Origin of the sequence: Amycolatopsis decaplanina DSM 44594 (assembly GCF_000342005.1) — a bacterium.
Classification (GTDB): domain Bacteria; phylum Actinomycetota; class Actinomycetes; order Mycobacteriales; family Pseudonocardiaceae; genus Amycolatopsis; species Amycolatopsis decaplanina.
The window spans coordinates 285846-302349 of sequence record NZ_AOHO01000045.1 but is presented as its reverse complement, the minus strand read 5'-3'; the positions used below and the strand labels follow the sequence as shown (position 1 = coordinate 302349).

Here is a 16504-nt window from a genome sequence, read left to right as displayed (position 1 = left end):
CCGGCGCGATGCCGGTCGACGTCGGAGTCACTCAGCCGGGCACCGTGTTTGCGCTTCGAATTCGACGAGGTCCTGAAGAACGACGTCGTCACCACCATGCTCGAGTTCAGCCGTCCTTACGCCCTGATGCACGTGGTCACGCCGCACCACCACAGCGCCGCCGAAGGGATGCCCCCGGCGCAGGTTCTGCAGACCTACATCGACGCGATCCCTTCCGGTTCCTACGTGGTGTTCTCGCATTTCTCCGACCCCGGAGGACGAGAACAGCCTCATCGCCCACCGTGTGCAGGCGATCCTGAACCAGAGCATCAGCCGGGGCTTTTCCGCACCCGGTGCGAAATCGAGGAAATGCTCGACGGCCTCGAACTCATGGACCCCGGCATCGTCGCCGCTGTGGGACGCAAAACCTGAACAACACCTTCAGTTGCGGATGATCCTCCGCTCCGTGGCGACGGCCACCGCACCGGCACGGCTGTCGACGCCGAGTTTGTCGTAGATGTGGACCAGGTGCGTCTTCACCGTGGCTTCGGAAATGAACAGGCGCGCGGCGATCTGCCGGTTGATCAACCCTTCCGCCACCAACTGCACTATCTCGGTCTCACGAGGGCTCAGCGCGGGTGCCGGGGCCCGCATATGTCCGAAGAGCCGGGCCGCGACCTGAGGTGCCATCGCGGTCTCGCCGCGTGCGGCGGCGTGGATGCCCCGGAAGAGATCCTCGGGCGGTCCCGCCTTGAGCAGGTAGCCGGTGGCGCCGGCGGCCACCGCCCTGGTGATGTCCAGTTCGGCGTCGTAGGTGGTGAGCACCAGCACCTTCGGCGGATCCGGCAGAGCGGTCAGGCGTTCGGTGGCGTTCACACCGTCCGGGCCGTCGCCGAGCTGCAGGTCCATCAGCACGACGTCCGGCTTCTTGGCGGTGGCGAACAGCACGGCTTCGTCGGCGCCGGCGCATTCGCCGATCACCTCGAAGTCGGGTTCCCCGGCCAGCAGCGCGGCGATTCCCGCCCGCACCACCGGATGATCGTCGACGATCAGCACCCGGATGGTCATCGAACCTCCCTGGTGGGCACGGCGACGGCGAGCGCGGTGCCCTCACCCGGCGCGCTCTCGACGACCATCTCACCACCGAGTTCGGCGAGCCGCTCGGTGATCATCCGCAGCCCGTTTCCCCGGTCGCCGCTCTCGCGAGCCGAAGCCGGATCGAAGCCGACACCGTCGTCGCGGATGTCGAGGACGACCTTGTCCGCCAGGTAGGTCAGCGTGATGGCGGCTTTCGTCGCTCTGGCGTGCTCACTGACGTTCGCCAACGCTCCCTGCGCGACGCGGAGCAGACCTGTCTCCACCTCGGATGACAGCGGATACGGATCCCCACTGGTTTCGAAGCGCACCTCGTGCATGGCGGCGAACATGACCTGCTCGGCGAGATCTTTCAGGGTCTCGCCGAGATCGGTGGCCTCGAGCCGCGGCGACCCCAGGCCCCGGACGAACCGGCGTGCCTCGTCGAGTGTGTCACCGGCCGCGTCGACAGCGCGGGACACGTGGCCCTTGGCCAGTTCCGGGTCCGTGTCCCACGACCTCTGTGCCGCCTGGAGCAGCATCCGCATACTCGAGAGCCCCTGCGCGAGGGCGTCATGGATCTCTCGCGCCAGCCGCTCTCGTTCCTGCATCATCCCGGCCAGTCGCTGGCTCTGCGCGAGATCGACTCTGGCGCGCAGGAGATTCTTGACCGTCTCCCGCAACTCCACGCGGTCCCGGTCGAGTTGCACGAACGTCATCGTGGCCATCAGCGCCACCGCGATGGGCGCGAGCACGATGCTCGGATCGAACCCGCTCGCGATCCTCAACTGGGCGAGGATGGTCGCGACGGTCAGCAGGACGACCACCGCGATCATCAGCCGCGGGCGCAGCATCTGCAGGCAGACGAAGAACAACGGCACGGCGCACCAGGCGAAACTCGGCGCGGCCACCACCAGCGCGAGCCAGACCGCGATCACCGCGGTCAGCCACACCGGACGCCACCGGTCGAGAACGGCCCAGCCCAGTACGCCCGCCGCGTAGACCAGCGCGAGCGCGCCGGTAAGCGCGAGGATCAGCGGTGTGGCACCGCTCAACCCGTGCCCCGCGACGAACCGGGCCACCGACGCGGCGAGCAGCAGGAAGAACCCGGCGTGCATCGCGGCGTTCAGCCGCGTGGCCGCCCCGAGGTGCGGTTTCACTTCGGTCCTCCCTTCGTCGCCGATGATCGTAAGCGGGAAGGCGGGGTGTCCCGCATCAATCGTTCGGTTGATGCCCCCACCGACCACTCGACGTCCGATCGATGTCCACACACCCGATTCGCCGGGCCCGGCCAGGCGGGAAAGTCGAAGGAGAACGAAACACCCCTCACCGCAAAGGAAATCCGATGAACGCCAAGCTCCCCCGCACTCGCCTCGTCCTGGGTATGACGGCCGGTCTCGCGACCGTCGCGCTGGCCACCGGCGTGGGCGCGGCGCAGGCACAGGACCGCAAGCCGCAGCCGTCCGCCCCGCAGGCTGTCGTGCAGACCAGCGTTCTCGGCGTCGACGCCGCCACCCGCGCCGCGCAGGCCGCGCTGGACGCCGCCGAGAAGGAGGGCCAGCGGGTCACCGTGGCCGTGGTGGACCGGTCGGGTGACGTTCGCGTCCTGCTCAAGGGCGATGGTGCCGGGCCGCAGACGGAAGAGTCCGCCAAGCGCAAGGCCTTCACCGCGGTCTCCTTCGGACAGCCGACGTCCGCGCTGGCCAAGAACGCCCAGGGCGACGGTCCGACCATCCGTGACATCCCCGGCACGCTCTTCCTCGCCGGCGGTGTGCCGGTCGCCGCGAACGGCGGCCCGGTCGCCGGGATCGGGGTCGGTGGCGCGCCCAGCGGCGACCTCGACGAGCGATTCGCCGCGGCCGGCCTGCGCGCCATCGGGGAACTTCGCTGATGATCGGTGAGCGGGCCGTCGTGGCGCTGCTCGCCGCCCTCGTGCTCGGTGCCTGCTCCCCGCAGGCACCGAGCGCACCACCCAGTCCTGCACCGAGCACCGCACCTCCGCCCGCCTCGGCCCAGCCTCCCCGCCAAGGAGTCCCCGTGAGTCAACTCTTCGAAGCCGACGTGAATCGTGTCCGGCAGGCCGTCGACGCCGGCGCCGACCTGGAGACCCGTGACGATCGCGGCCGGACCCCGTTGCTCGTCGCCGTCACCGAGAACCGGGTCGAGGTAGCCGAAATCCTCGTCAAAGCGGGCGCCGACCCGAACGCGCTCGACGAGCGGCACGACACACCGTGGCTGGTCACCGGGGTCACCGGCAGCGTCCCGATGGCGAAGCTGCTGCTCGAGGCCAAGCCGGACCTGACCATCACCAACCGGTACGGCGGCGTCTCGCTGATCCCCGCCTCCGAACGCGGGCACGCCGAGTACGTGCGGTTGGTGGCGGGCAGCGGGATCGACGTCGACCACGTGAACGACCTCGGCTGGACCGCGTTGCTGGAAGCGGTCATCCTCGGCGACGGCGGGCAGCGCCATCAGGAAGTGGTCCGAGCGCTCGTCGCCGCGGGCGCCGACGTGAATCTCGCCGACAAACAGGGGGTCACTCCCCTCGCCCACGCCCGGACCAAGGGCCAGGCGGCAGTCGCCCGGATCCTTGGAGAAGCGGGCGCGCACTGAACCGGGCCGGCGCGACGATGGCGTCGAAGCCTCGGTGTCGTGAGTGGTAAAGACGGTTCTAACCATCCTTGCCACTCACGACCCGGGTGCCCCAGTCCTTGGCGGGAGCGGCGCACTGAAGGCCACTCGCCGCGATCGGTCAAAGTGGTCGTGCCGGTAGCGCGGCGCTGTGTGGATTTTGGGACGTTGGGCGACCCGGAATCCACACGATCACGGGTCACTGCTCACCAAGGCGCCGAGCAGGTCACCGACCGGGCCCCGAATTGCCTTACCTCCCAAGAGCATCCGAATCGCTATCCGGGGTAGGTCCTGCGCGAATATTTTCTGTTTTGCCAATTGACACAAGCGCTCGTGGCTGGCTACGGTTCAACCCGTGGAGCAGGCACGAGGACGGGGCAGGCCACGTAAAGACCCTGCGACGCTGGCTCGATGGACACCTCCCGAAGGATGGTCACGGCTGGTCGCCTGGATCTCCCCTGAGGAGAAGAAGGCGCTGAAGCACGTGGCCGTCGAAGCCAACGTCTCCGTGGCGGAGTTGATACGAGCGCTTGCCGGCGGCCTGGCCGTCGGCGCCATCACTCCCGAGGAACTCATCGGACACGTCGTGAAAGGGAAGACGGTCATGGAGAAGATCCCCACGCTTTTCGAGCGCGATGAGCGCTTCCACGTCGTCGACAGACCTCGCGCCGAGTGCGCGTGGGTGTTCGACGGCGCCGGGGTGGGGACCGAGAAACTCGACGGCACCAACGTCCGGCTGACCGTGCGCGCGGGACAGGTGGTCCGGGTCGAGAAGCGCCGCAACCCGAGCAAGGCGCAGAAGCAACAGGGCATCGTGGACGGCTGGTACGTGGACACCGACAGCGGATCCACCGACGACAAGTGGATCCTCGCGGCGGCCGGGAACACCGACGTGTCCGAGTGGCCGGACGGCGAGCACCCGAGCGAGGCGCTCGGCCCCCGCATCCAAGGCAACCCCCTGGGGCTGGAAGACCACCGGTGCGTCCCCTTCAACTTCCAAGCACCCACCTTGCCCGAGGTGCCACGCAGCTACCACGAGCTCCGGGACTTCCTCGCCACGCTGGACAGCCGGTTCTCTCCCGGGCACGTGGCCGAAGGCATCGTCTTCCATCATCCGGACGGTCGCCGGGCCAAGATCAAGCGCAAGGACTTCCCCCGCTCGGCATAGCCCGCTGTCCTGAGGACCGCTGCGGGAGGCGAGGTGCCCGGTGACCTCACATCCGGCAGTGGTGTCTCGTCGTACCCGGGACAGCGCACGCGACCAGGGGGCGAAATCCCATGAACGATTCATCCGAACGAACGCACGGTCCGATCGACCCGAGCCTGAAAGCGATCGTGAGTGAGCGGCGTCAGCTGATCGGGCTCGCGTATCGTCTGGTCGGTTCGCTTTCCGAAGCCGAGGACGTGGTGCAGGAGACCTACACCCGCTGGTACGCCTTGCCCACTGACCGGCGAGAAGCGATCGCCTCCCCCGGCGCCTGGCTGACGACGGTCGCGAGCCGCATCTGCCTGGACCTCCTCGGGTCCGCACGCGCGCGAAGGGAACGCTACGTCGGCGAGTGGCTCCCCGAACCGCTGCCGGGCGACCTCGAATGGACGACCGGGCGTCCGTCCGCCGCCGACCCGGCCGACCGGATCACCCTCGACGAGTCGATCAACATGGCGTTTCTCGTCGTGCTCGAGTCGCTGACCCCGGCCGAGCGGGTCGCGTTCGTCCTGCACGACGTCTTCCGCTACGCCTTCGCCGAGGTCGCGGAGATCGTCGGCCGCAGCCCGGCCGCCTGCCGCCAGCTGGCCTCCTCAGCGCGCCGCCGCATCCGCGCGACACGGGTTTCTCCCGCCCCGATCGCCCGGCAGGCCGAACTCGTCAAGGATTTCAAGAAGGCGTGGGAGGCCAAGGACATCGGAGCGCTCATCGGTCTCCTCGATCCGGACGTCAGGGCCGCCAGCGATGGCGGAGGGCTCGTCAAGGCCGCGCTGCACCCCTTCGAAGGGCGCGAGGAGGTCGCGTCCTATCTCATGTCGGTGGCGCACCTGACGTCCGGTCTCGAGCTTCTGGAGCGGGACGTCAACGGCCGGCCCGGCCTCGTGCTCCGGCAGGCCGAGCTGACCGTCGCCGTCTTCGCGTTCCACGTCGCCGAAGACCGCATCCAGCGCATCTGGGGGATGCGGAATCCGGAGAAACTCAGGCCGTGGGCAGACGCCTGACCGCTATGCCGCGAGGGCGCCGAGTTGCCGTAGCTGGGTGAGAACGTCGACGACACCCCAGATCTCGGTGACCCGCCCTCCGGCGAAGCGGAGTATGAAGATCTCGCTGTAGGAAACCGACTTTCCGGTGGCAGGCATTCCCCTGAACTCGCCTCGATGTGTGCCGGTGACGGTGTTCCGGCAGACGATCTTGTCCCCGTCGACGAGCACGTCCTCGGCCGTGACCCGCAGGTCGGGGAACGCGCGAAGCAGCACCGTCCACACCTGCTTCAGTGCCTGTGCCCCGGTCGTGTCCATCGGCACCGGCGCGTGGAACACCACGTCCGGCGCGACAACCTCGTCGATCGTCTTCTCGATGACCTCGAAGCTGCCAGTGTTGGTCGCGTCGTGAAAGCGGTCGAACGCCGCCCGATTGCGCGCTGTTTCGGTGATGGTCATGGTCTCTCCCGAAATCGCTGTCCGAAGGTCAGGCGAACTGTCCGGCCCGGTAGTCGCCGCCGGGATTCTGGACGATGGCGTTCACCCGGTTGAAGGCGTTGATCAGCGAGATCACCGCGACGAGCGCGGCGAGCTGGTCCTCGTCGAAATGCTTGGCGACGTTCGCCCACGCCTCATCGGTGACGCCGCCGCCGTCGGCCATCCGGCAGGCCTGTTCGGTCACCTCCAGCGCGGCGCGCTCGGCCTCGGTGAAGACCGTCGCCTCCCGCCACACGGCGACCAGGTTGATCCGCACGTCGGACTCACCCGCGGCGGCGGCTTCCTTGGTGTGGATGTCCAGGCACACCGCGCAACCGTTGATCTGGCTCGCGCGCATCCGCACCAGTTCCTGGATCGTGAGCGGCAGAGGTGAATCGGCCAGTCCCCTCCCTGCCGAGATGATGGTCCTCATGAACTTTCCGCCGACCGGGTTGCCGAAGTAGTCGAGCCGGGCGTTCATCGCGATCTCCTTTGTCGTGGTGGGTGTTCCGCCCTACCGACGACGCGGCCCCGCGAAATGTGAGCCGGTACCACCCAGATGTCCCGAAAAGCCGTGTGGAGGGCGAACCTGGAACGGTCTCGCCCTCCACACGGGGATACAGCCGGTCATCGCAGCACCGCCGGTTCACCTCCGGCGACATCGCTCGGCTCTGGCTTCGGGGTGCGCAGGGTGGCCATGGCCAGGAAGCCCCCGGCGACCGCGATGCCCGCGGCCCCGAGGAACGCCGCCGAGTAGCCGCCGGTCAACGCGACCGGGTCACCGATCCGTCCCGCGCCGAACGACACGCCGACCGCGGTCATCGCGGCGAGACCGAGCGCCGATCCGATCTGATAGGAGGTGTTCACGATCCCGGAGGCGAGTCCGCCTTCCTCAGGTTTCGCGCTGGAGATGGCGGTGCCGAGCGACGGGATGAACGCCAGCGCCTGACCGAGTGCCGCGACCAGCGACGCGGGCAGGACGTCGATGACGAAGTTGCCCGTCGGGCTGACGAACGACAGCCACACCAGTCCCGCGGCGAGCGCCCACAGACCACCGATGATCATCTTCTTCGGGCCGAACCGGCCGATCAGCCGGGGCGCGACCGCGACCATCAGCACGACGATCAGCACGGTCATCGGCAGCAGCGCGGCGCCACTGGCGAAGGCCCCGTATCCCAGGACCTGCTGCAGGTACAGGTTGAGGAAGTACCACATCGGGATCCACGCCGCGCCGAGCAGGAACTGGGCCAGGTTCGCGCCGCCGAGGTTCGGCGTCGCGAAGATACCCAGCCGCACCAACGGAACCGCGCGCTTCCGCTGGATCACCACGAACACCGCGAGCAGCGCGACACCGCCCGCCAGCGCGCCCCAGGTGCCGGCCGCGCCCCAGCCAGCTTCCGGTGCCCGGACGACGCCGAACACGGTCAGCCCGAGTCCCGCGGTCGCCGCGACGGCGCCGGCGAGGTCGACCGAACCACGCCGGGCGGGCGCGGACGGCATCAGCCTGCCGGTGGCCAGCACCGCGATCAGCGAAATCGGGACGTAGAGCCAGAAGATCCACGGCCACGACAGCCACTCGGTGATCACGCCACCGAGGAACACCCCCGCGGTACCACCGGCCGGAGCGGCCGCGCCGTAGAGCGCGAGCGCCTTGGTCAGCTCACGCGGACGCGCGCCGAACAACATCATCAGCAGGGTCAACGCGGACGGCGCGATCAGCGCCGCTCCCGCACCCTGCAGCACCCGGCCGAGCAGTTCGACCCACGCCGTCCCCGCCACCGCGGCGACCACCGAACCGCCCAGGGTGACCACCCACCCGGCGGCGAACACCCTCCGCGCCCCGAACAGATCCGACAGACGCCCGCCGAGCAGCAGCAACCCGGCCAGCGCGATGACGTAAGCGTTGAACACCCACGACAGGTCACCCGGGGAGAACCCGAGATCCTGCTGCATCGCGGGCAGGGCGACACCAATGATCGACGTATCCATGATGACCATGAATTGGGCCAGCGCGATGAGTCCCAGCGCCCACCACCGCCGTGGGTCCGGGGTTGTCTCCGCCATGACGACCATCCTTTCGAGAACCGGATACCCATAGGGGGTATCTAACGCAGATGAAGGTATGCCCGGCGGTCCACGAACACAAGTACCCCTAGGGGGTATATATGTAGCGCTGATCACAGCCGTGCGGCTGTCTCCGCCGGTTCACCCTGGCGTTCGCTCGGCGACGCGCTCGACCTTGCCGGCCAGGAAGACGCAGGAGGGATCCCGGCCGATCGTTATCACGGTCAGGTAAGCGAAGCCGGGCGCGAAGCTGTCATCGGTGACGATCAGGCCGATGACGATCGGTCACCTCGAGCAAGCGTCAGACGCCCAACGCGCTCACGAGCAACGCGCTGACAGCGTCACGGTTGGCGGGGACGTCCTCCCATCGCAACCTCCGGCCCGCTTCGACCACCACACCGAAACCGGCGTGCACGAGCACCCTCGCCTGACGCTGGTCGAGTTCCGGCCGTGCCGACCGTAGTTGCCGTTCCCACACGGCGATGTGCTCGCGCTGCGCGCTGACCAAGGGCCGCCGCAGAACAGCGGGGAGGCCGGCCAGTTCGGCGTTGGCGACACTGGTGAGCGCGGTGTGCTCGAAGCTGTAGGCCACATACGTCCGTGCCAGTACGAGCAAGGCGTCGTTCGTGTCGTCGACCCCGCGAAGGTTCTGTTCCACCGCTTGGGCAAGGATCCCCGCGGCCTGCAGACAGGCCGCGGCGAGAATGTCGGCCTTGCCGGGGAAATACCGGTAGAGCGCGGACGGCACCAGCCCCACGGCTTCGGCGATCCGGCCATTGGTGACGTTGGCGAACCCGTCCCGCTCGAACAACGGGATGGCGGCCGCGAGGATCTCCGAACGCCGGGTGCGCGGCACGGGACTGGACGGCAGCTCGACGGTATGCGCGCCCGCGTCACCCGTCGTCGGATCGGTCGCCGCCACTCGCAGGGCGGACTCGACCAGTACCTCTTCGACCCGGCGCTGGGCGATCGAGGTGCGGTGCATCGTGATGGACCCGATCACCCCGAGGGCGGCCACGGCCCGCAGCCCCTCGCCGGGGAGCGGGTACTCCCGCCGCACCGCCTCCGTCACCCGGTCCACGACCTGCCCGAACTTCACCCCGAGCGAATGCCGGTCGTCGCGGTCGAGGTACCGGGATTCCCAGCGGTACAAGCCACTCGACGCACGATGGGTGACCGTGCCCTGCGTGACGGCGGCGAGCAGGTCCGCCAGCGGCGCGCCGGGCGCCACCTCGTCGAGCGTGGCGACGAGCCGGTCCGCCATGACGTTCGCGCACGCGGCGAACAACGCGTACTTGTTCGGGAAGTGCCGGTACAGGGCGGCTGCGGTGATGCCCACTTCGGCGGCGATCTCCTCCATCGACGCCGCGTGGTAGCCGTGTTCGCTGAAGATCCGCCCGGCCGCTTCGACGATCAGTTGCTTGCGGTTGCGGGGCCGGACGGCCGCGGTCGAGTCGGCGCTCATCGCGGGTTCTGAGCGGCTGCGCGCGGGAACAGGGCCATGCCGGGAAGTCAACCACGAACCGGATCATCTCTACGGGAACCATCCGGCAAGGCCTGCCCGGCGATGTGATTTTCGATTAACTTATCGCTTCTCAACCGGCGCCTTGGCATGCATACTGGCCTCGCGACCAGTACCGTTCCGACACCTGAGGATGGCCATGTCGACCGCTTCGGCTCCCGCCTCGTCCTTCCGGCACCACTGGATGGCGCACGCGGCCACGCACGCGCTGATGCGACCGGACAAGCCCGCCCTGCGGTACCTCGGGGAGACGACCACCTGGGCGGAGCTCTCCCAGCGGTCCCTGCGCCTGGCCACCGCCCTCGCCGCGCGAGGTGTCACAGAAGGCCATCGCGTGGCCACGCTGACCCTGAATCACCCGTGGTTCGTGGAAAGCGTGTTCGCGGCGAACAGCCTGGGCGCCATGGCCGTCCCGCTCAGTTTCCGGCTCGCGCCGGCGGAGCTCGACTACATCCTGGCCGACTGCACGCCGTCCGCCATCGTCATCGACGCGCGGCTGCTGCCGCTGCTCGACGCCGCACCGAGCGCCGCGTCGATCGGGACGGTCCTCGTCCTCGGCGAGCCGGACGACGCCGAAGGCCGCACCGCTTACGAGGAATTCCTGGCCGCGCACGAACCGATGGAGCTGCCCGACGTCAGCGAGGAGTCGACGGCGCTGATCATGTACACCTCGGGCACCACCGGCAGGCCGAAGGGGGTGATGCTGTCCCATCGCAACCTGCAGTTGCAGGCGATCACCTGCATCCGGGCGATGAAGATCTTCGACGACACCGATGTCGCTTTCCTGACCGCGCCCTTCTTCCACATCGCGGGCCTGGGTTCGATAGTGGCGAACTTCCTCGTCGGCGGCGTGGTCGTGATCCACCCGCTGGGCGCCTTCGACCCGCGCGCGGTGCTCGACGCCTACGAACGCGAAGGCGCCACCGTGGTGTTCAACGTTCCCCAGCAGTGGGACCTGATCTGCGCTCAGCCGGACATCGCCGCGCGTGATCTGAAGCTCCGGGTCATCAGCTGGGGTGCCGCTCCCGCGACCGAGTCGACGCTTCTCGCCATGGCCGAGAAATTCCCCGGCGCCCTCAATGTGGCCGTGTTCGGCCAGACCGAGACCTCCCCGATCACCTGCGTGCTCAGCGGAGAAGACTCGGTGCGCAAGCTCGGCTCCGTCGGCAAACCGATCCCGACCCTCCAGTACCGCGTCGTGGACGACGACATGAACGACGTCGCACCGGGCGAAGTGGGAGAGATCGTCTATCGCGGCCCGACGCTGACCAAGGGCTACTGGCAGAAACCTCAGGAGACCGCGGAAGCCTTTGCCGGCGGCTGGTTCCATTCCGGCGACTTGGTCTCGCAGGACGAAGACGGCTTCATCTGGGTGGTCGACCGCAAGAAGGACATGATCATCAGCGGCGGCGAGAACATCTACTGCGCCGAAGTGGAGAACGCGATCTCCGCACATCCGTCGGTACTGGAGGTCGCCGTGATCGGCCGGGCCGACGAACGCTGGGGCCAGGTTCCGGTCGCGTACATCACCACCCCGCCGGACGCCGCGCCGTCCTTGGGGGAACTGATCGAATTCCTCGACGGCAGGCTCGCGTCCTTCAAGATGCCCAAGGATCTCGTGGTGATCCGCGAACTCCCGCGCAACGCGGGCGGGAAAGTGGTCAAGGGTTCGCTTCGCGACCTTGACGAGAAACGAGTAAGTCGCCAGTGAATCACTCATAGGACGCGAGACAAAGCGTCCCGAACCTACCAAGGAAGTTAGGTAAGTAAATGAGCGATCTCAGCAGGAGGAATGTTCTTTCCCTCGGTGTCGCGTTGGGCCTGGTGGGCGCGGCGAGTGTCGCGCCCGCGTGGGGCGCGACGCAGACCGGTTCGGCGGCCGACCCTTGGTGGGTCTGGGACGACGAAATCGACCGCATCATGGCGGGAGTTCTCGAGTCGGGCCAGGTTCCGGCCGTCAACACCGCGATGCGGTCCTGGGTGGACAACAACGACCCGCTGCCCGGCGGCCTGCCCGCCGATCTGGCGGGATACCTCCAGCGCGTCAACGAACTGCCGTCCTGGGCCGATCCCGCGAAGCTGCGCCGCGCGGCCGATTTCAACCGGCGCAAGGACACCTACCTGTTCATGCTGTACGGGCTCGGCAGCGGCATCATGAGCACGGTCATCCCGCGTGAGGCCAAATCGGTCTACTGGTCCGCGGGCGGGGCCGACATGCGGGACCGCGCGGCCAAGACCTTCACCTTCGGCTACGACCTGAGCGACCTGAACGCGTTCGAGCCCGATGGCCAGTTCGTGGTCACCGCCAACAAGACCCGGCTGGTGCACGCCGCGGTGCGTCATCTGCTGCCGCGGTCGGCGCACTGGAAGTCCGTCGCGGACGAACGGATCCCGATCAGCAACGGCGACATCCTGGTCACCTTCCACAGCCTCGGCACCTTCGTGCACCGGAAGCTGCGCGAGTGGAAGGTCCCGATGTCGGCCGCCGACGAGGAAGCCTTCCTCCACATGTGGCAGGTCGCCATCCACCTGCTCGGCGTGCGGGAGGAATTCATCCCGAAGACGTGGGCCGCCGCGCACACGCAGTCGGCGCAGGTGCTCACCCCGATCCTTTCCCCGTCACACGAAGGCAAAGAACTCGCCGAAGACCTGCTCGGGCTGACCGCTCAGATCGATCTCGGCGTCACTCGCGGATTCCTCAACGAGTTCGTGCGTTATGTGCTGAGCGACGCGATCGGCGACTGGCTCGGACTGCGGCGCGACTACGCGTCCGCGGCCCTCATCCGCACCGCGTGGCCCGCCTACATCGCCTTCCGCGAGGGACTGATCCCCGTCATGCCCGCCGGGTTCTACATGTTCGACCAGATGGTGCGCGCGCTGGCGATGTTGTTCCTCGACAAGGGCACGTCACCGACGACGACCCTCATCACGATCCCCACCGGGAACCGGCCGGGAGCCTGAACGAGCCACCTGCCTCGTGAGTGGTAAGGACGGTTAGAACCGTCCTTACCACTCACGAGACCTGAGTTCACCTCGAAGTGACAGTTTTCCGCTTCTCAGTAATTTCCACGACGCGCATCCGGCAAGGATCCCGCTATATCTGGGAAACCGTTCCGGACTCGGAGCGGTTCTTCCGAGAGGACATGCGCGATGAAGCGTGGATCACAGTGGGGCGCCGTGGTTCTCAGTGCGGTGGCCGCACTTCTCGTGGCGGCGGTACCGGCCGTCGCCGAAGAGAATCCTTATGCTCGCGGACCGGCTCCGACGAAAGCCAGCATCGAGGCTGATCGCGGATCGTTCCAGACGGCCACCGAGAAAGTCCCCGCCGGGCAAGGTTTCGGCGGCGGGACGATCCACTACCCGACCGAAACCGGCCAGGGCACGTTCGGCGCGATCGCGATCGCGCCCGGCTTCCTCGAAACGGAGAGCGCGATCGCCTGGTACGGCCCGCGGCTGGCCTCCCAGGGATTCGTCGTGATCACGTTCTCGACCAAGAGCACCTGGGACACCCCGGACGTCCGGTCCGACCAGCTGCTCGCGGCGCTGCGCTACGTCACGGACAAGAGCCAGGTCAAGGACCGCGTCGACCCGGACCGGCTCGCCGTGATGGGACATTCGATGGGCGGCGGCGGTTCCCTGATCGCCTCCCAGAAGGCGCCCACGCTGAAGGCCGCCATCCCGCTGACGGGCTGGAATCCGAACACGACCTTCTCCGACCTGAAGGTCCCCACGTTCGTCGTCAGTGCCCAGAACGACTTCATCGCCCCGGACGGCGCGCATTCCCGGCCGTTCTACCAAAGCCTTCCCGCGTCGTTGGACAAGGCGTACATGCTGCTGGCCGGTGCCGGCCACATGGCACCGACGAAGCCGAACGTGACCATCGCGAAGTACAGCATTTCGTGGATGAAACGCTTCGTGGACCAAGACACCAGGTACGACCAGTTCCTGTGCCCGCTTCCGGCGAACGACCCGAAGATCGCCGTGTATCAAGGAACCTGCCCGATCGACTGACAGTCCGTCACGCGGCCGCTGTGCCCACCGGGGGTCACAGCGGCCCGCGGCAGGCGTCTCGCTGCCCGACCCAGACGGCCAGCTGGGTCCGGTTGACGAAGTCGAGCTTGTGCGAGATGTGCTGCAGATGCGTCTCCACCGTTCGCCGGGCGATGACCAGCCTCGCCGCGATCTCCCGGTTGCTCAGCCCCGCCGCGACCAGCCGCGCGATCTCCGATTCACGCGGCGTCAGCGGCGGGAGCACGGCCGGTTCGCCGACGGGCAGGGCCTGCGGGCCGGTCAGGGCGTCATGCGGGTTCCGCCGCCGTCCCTCGGTGAACGCGGCATCGAATTTCGCGGCTCCCAGCGCTTTCCGGGTGGCCTCGTAGAACGTCGTGTGGGTCGCGGAGACCGCTACGTCGGGCTCCGCGTTGCAGCGGTCCCAGAGCGTGGCGGCGGTCCCGAACAGTTCCGCCGCGCGGACCCATTCCCCGCGCCGGGCGGAAACCCAGGCCAGACCGTCCACCCGGTACGCCGCGGACAGCACGTCGGACGCGCGGAGGTCGATCTCCAGCGCGGAACGGATGAACTGTTCGCCGTCGCCGAGATCGCCGCCGAAGCAGACTTCGGCGACCCCCAGACCGAACAAGGCCATCGAGCGATACCGCTCCTCCCCCGCCTCCTCGCACAGCCGTCGCATCGAGCCCAGCAGCTCCCGCGCTCCCGGCAGGTCCCCTCGGTAAGCCAGAGCGACGCCCTGAAGGAACATCGGGTGCATCTGGCGTCGTACGTCGCCTCGCTCACCGAAGATCCGCACGGCCTCCGCCGCGTGGGCCATCGAATTCGGCTCGGTGGCCAGCATCTTCACGAAGGCCCGCGCGTGGTCGATGTAGGGCACGGCTTCGTGGTCCTCGATCGCTTCGGCGGCGGCCAACCGCTGCCGGGCACGCGGCAGATCAGCGTGCAGCGCGGCGCACAGGGCCGCGATCGCCAGGCCGCGGGCCCGCCCCCGGGTCTCCGGCGGCACCGCGTCGAGCGCGCGATCGATCCAGTCCCGCACTTCCCAGGCCGCGCCGCGAGCCACCCAGTATTCGATCATGCCGGTGGCCATCTCCAACGCCACCGGGCTTTCGCCAGAGGTGCGGAGCGACCATGACAGCGCCTCACGAATATCGGCATGCGCCGCCGTCAGCCGCTCGTACGTCTCGTCCTGCCCCGGCCCGAACCACGTGTCGGCGGCCTGTGCGATCAGCCGGGCGTAGTGGTCACGATGTTTCCTCGCCACGGCGAAATCATCATCGGAATCGGCGAGCCGCCGTCCGCCGTATCCGCGGAGGAGCCGGAGCATCCGGTAGTGGACCCTGTCCGTGCCGTCGATGCGGGTCAGCACCGACTTGTCGACCAGACCATCGACCGCGTCGAGCACGGCCAGGGAGTCCAGCCCGCCGTCCTCGGCGCAGACGTCCTCGGCGGCGGACAGGTCGAACTGCCCGGCGAACACCGAACAGCGTGCCCAGACGGTCCGCTCGGTCTCGGTGCAGAGGGAGTGACTCCAGTCGATGGTGGCGCGCAGCGTCCGATGCCGCTCGACCGGCATCCGGAGACCGGTGGTCAGCACCCCCGAGTTCCGCTCGACCCGATCGGCGATCTGCGACGGCGACAAGGCGCGGATCCGGGCCGCCGCGAGTTCGATCGCCAGCGGCAGGCCGTCGAGACGGCGGCAGAGGCGGACGACATCCGCGACGTTGCCTTCGGTGACCTCGAACGACGACAGGACGTTCGAGGCCCGCTCCGCGAACAGCCGCACAGCGCCGAACGTGAGCGCCTCCTGCGGTGTCCCGATCTCTTCGTGGGGCACGGGCAGGGATCGGATCGTCAGCACGTGCTCACCGGCGAGCCCCAGCGAGCAACGGCTGGTGGCCAGGACCACGAGGTCCCGGCAGTCGCGCAGCAACGCCGTCACCAGGTCCGCGCTGCCGGAGAGGAGGTGTTCGCAGTTGTCCAGCAAAAGCAACGACCGCCGCGGGCGCAGATACGACACCACGGCCTCCAGGTCGGTACGTCCCGCCGTGTCGTGCAGGCCCAGGCTGTCGGCGACCGTGCGCGCGACGAGACGTTCGTCCCGCAGCTCCCCCAGCCCGGCGACCGCCACACCGCCGGGGAACTCCCGGGTGAGCGAACTGGCCACCTGGGCCGCCAACCGTGTCTTGCCGACACCGCCGGCGCCGGTCAAGGTGACCAGCCGTCCCGCTCCGAGCAGCCGTCGCACCTCGTTCTCGTCGTCCGTGCGGCTGACGTAACTCGTCAGGGGCCGCCGTCGGACCTCACTGTCGCTCGCCATGTCCCTCATCACCCGTAGAACCAGCTGATCTCACATCGAAGCATGTTCGCCGAAAGGGTGAATCCCGAAACGGGCGGCCGGGTTCCCACCCCCTGTCCGCCAAGCAATACCGAACGGATCAGGCGACGTGCCCGAGCGTGACGGCCACCGCGGTGACGGAAGCGGTGACGAGGTGCGCGAGCGCCACGGCATCGCGACGCGTATCCACTCATCGAGGCATGCCACCGGCAGATGGCGCA

15 protein-coding genes are annotated in these 16504 nt (G+C 68.2%); 8 read left to right on the top strand and 7 right to left on the bottom strand.

Annotated features, from left to right (window positions below):
* Nucleotides 1-48 precede the first annotated feature (48 nt).
* The gene (locus H074_RS11125; RefSeq protein ID WP_007030125.1) at nucleotides 49-411 is read left to right on the top strand and encodes an SAM-dependent methyltransferase; all 363 of its coding nucleotides are present in this window, start codon (nucleotides 49-51) and stop codon (nucleotides 409-411) included.
* A gap of 9 nt (nucleotides 412-420) precedes the next feature.
* Here the strand turns inward: H074_RS11125 and H074_RS11120 are convergent, their stop codons facing one another.
* A complete protein-coding gene (locus H074_RS11120) occupies nucleotides 421-1047 on the bottom strand; it encodes a response regulator (RefSeq protein ID WP_007030124.1) in 627 nt (208 codons plus the stop codon).
* A complete protein-coding gene (locus H074_RS11115) occupies nucleotides 1044-2213 on the bottom strand; it encodes a sensor histidine kinase (protein WP_007030123.1) in 1170 nt (389 codons plus the stop codon). Before H074_RS11115 ends, H074_RS11120 begins: the two co-directional genes overlap by 4 nt.
* A 185-nt stretch (nucleotides 2214-2398) precedes the next feature.
* Between H074_RS11115 and H074_RS11110 the strand changes: the two genes are divergently transcribed.
* The 4 genes from H074_RS11110 to sigJ all read left to right on the top strand — a co-directional run bounded on the left by H074_RS11110 (nucleotide 2399) and on the right by sigJ (nucleotide 5892).
* Nucleotides 2399-2944, top strand: coding sequence for a GlcG/HbpS family heme-binding protein (locus tag H074_RS11110; RefSeq protein WP_007030122.1), 546 nt, complete (start codon nucleotides 2399-2401; stop codon nucleotides 2942-2944).
* A 146-nt stretch (nucleotides 2945-3090) separates the two neighbouring features.
* Entirely contained in the window at nucleotides 3091-3666 is a 576-nt protein-coding gene (locus H074_RS11105) for an ankyrin repeat domain-containing protein (RefSeq protein ID WP_007030121.1), read from the top strand.
* Nucleotides 3667-4039: 373 nt separating this feature from the next.
* Entirely contained in the window at nucleotides 4040-4852 is an 813-nt protein-coding gene (locus tag H074_RS11100; protein ID WP_152521386.1) for a DNA ligase-like domain-containing protein, read from the top strand.
* A 110-nt stretch (nucleotides 4853-4962) separates the two neighbouring features.
* The gene (gene sigJ, locus H074_RS11095) at nucleotides 4963-5892 is read left to right on the top strand and encodes an RNA polymerase sigma factor SigJ (protein WP_007030119.1); all 930 of its coding nucleotides are present in this window, start codon (nucleotides 4963-4965) and stop codon (nucleotides 5890-5892) included.
* A 3-nt stretch (nucleotides 5893-5895) separates the two neighbouring features.
* On the opposite strand, the gene H074_RS11090 is transcribed toward sigJ, so the two are convergent.
* From H074_RS11090 to H074_RS11075, 4 genes are all read right to left on the bottom strand, one after another.
* Nucleotides 5896-6330, bottom strand: coding sequence for an ester cyclase (locus H074_RS11090; protein ID WP_007030118.1), 435 nt, complete (start codon nucleotides 6328-6330; stop codon nucleotides 5896-5898).
* A 28-nt stretch (nucleotides 6331-6358) separates the two neighbouring features.
* Complete coding sequence (locus H074_RS11085) at nucleotides 6359-6829, bottom strand: carboxymuconolactone decarboxylase family protein (protein WP_007030117.1); 471 nt, start codon at nucleotides 6827-6829, stop codon at nucleotides 6359-6361.
* A gap of 146 nt (nucleotides 6830-6975) precedes the next feature.
* On the bottom strand, nucleotides 6976-8412 hold the full coding sequence (locus H074_RS11080) for an MFS transporter (protein WP_007030116.1): 1437 nt from the start codon (nucleotides 8410-8412) through the stop codon (nucleotides 6976-6978).
* A gap of 301 nt (nucleotides 8413-8713) precedes the next feature.
* Nucleotides 8714-9877, bottom strand: a complete 1164-nt coding sequence (locus tag H074_RS11075; protein ID WP_007030115.1) for a TetR/AcrR family transcriptional regulator — start codon at nucleotides 9875-9877, stop codon at nucleotides 8714-8716.
* Between the two features lie 196 nt (nucleotides 9878-10073).
* Between H074_RS11075 and H074_RS11070 the strand changes: the two genes are divergently transcribed.
* From H074_RS11070 to H074_RS11060, 3 genes are all read left to right on the top strand, one after another.
* Nucleotides 10074-11645 carry a long-chain-fatty-acid--CoA ligase gene (locus H074_RS11070; protein WP_007030114.1) on the top strand — a complete coding sequence of 524 codons (1572 nt, stop codon included), beginning with the start codon at nucleotides 10074-10076 and terminating at the stop codon, nucleotides 11643-11645.
* A gap of 59 nt (nucleotides 11646-11704) precedes the next feature.
* Complete coding sequence (locus H074_RS11065; protein WP_007030113.1) at nucleotides 11705-12895, top strand: oxygenase MpaB family protein; 1191 nt, start codon at nucleotides 11705-11707, stop codon at nucleotides 12893-12895.
* A gap of 189 nt (nucleotides 12896-13084) precedes the next feature.
* Nucleotides 13085-13945 (top strand): poly(ethylene terephthalate) hydrolase family protein, encoded by an 861-nt coding sequence (locus tag H074_RS11060; protein WP_007030112.1) that lies wholly within the window; start codon nucleotides 13085-13087, stop codon nucleotides 13943-13945.
* Nucleotides 13946-13979: 34 nt separating this feature from the next.
* Here H074_RS11060 and H074_RS11055 read toward each other — a convergent pair whose 3' ends face one another.
* Nucleotides 13980-16265, bottom strand: a complete 2286-nt coding sequence (locus H074_RS11055) for an ATP-binding protein (RefSeq protein WP_007030111.1) — start codon at nucleotides 16263-16265, stop codon at nucleotides 13980-13982.
* Between the last annotated feature and the right edge of the window lie 239 nt (nucleotides 16266-16504).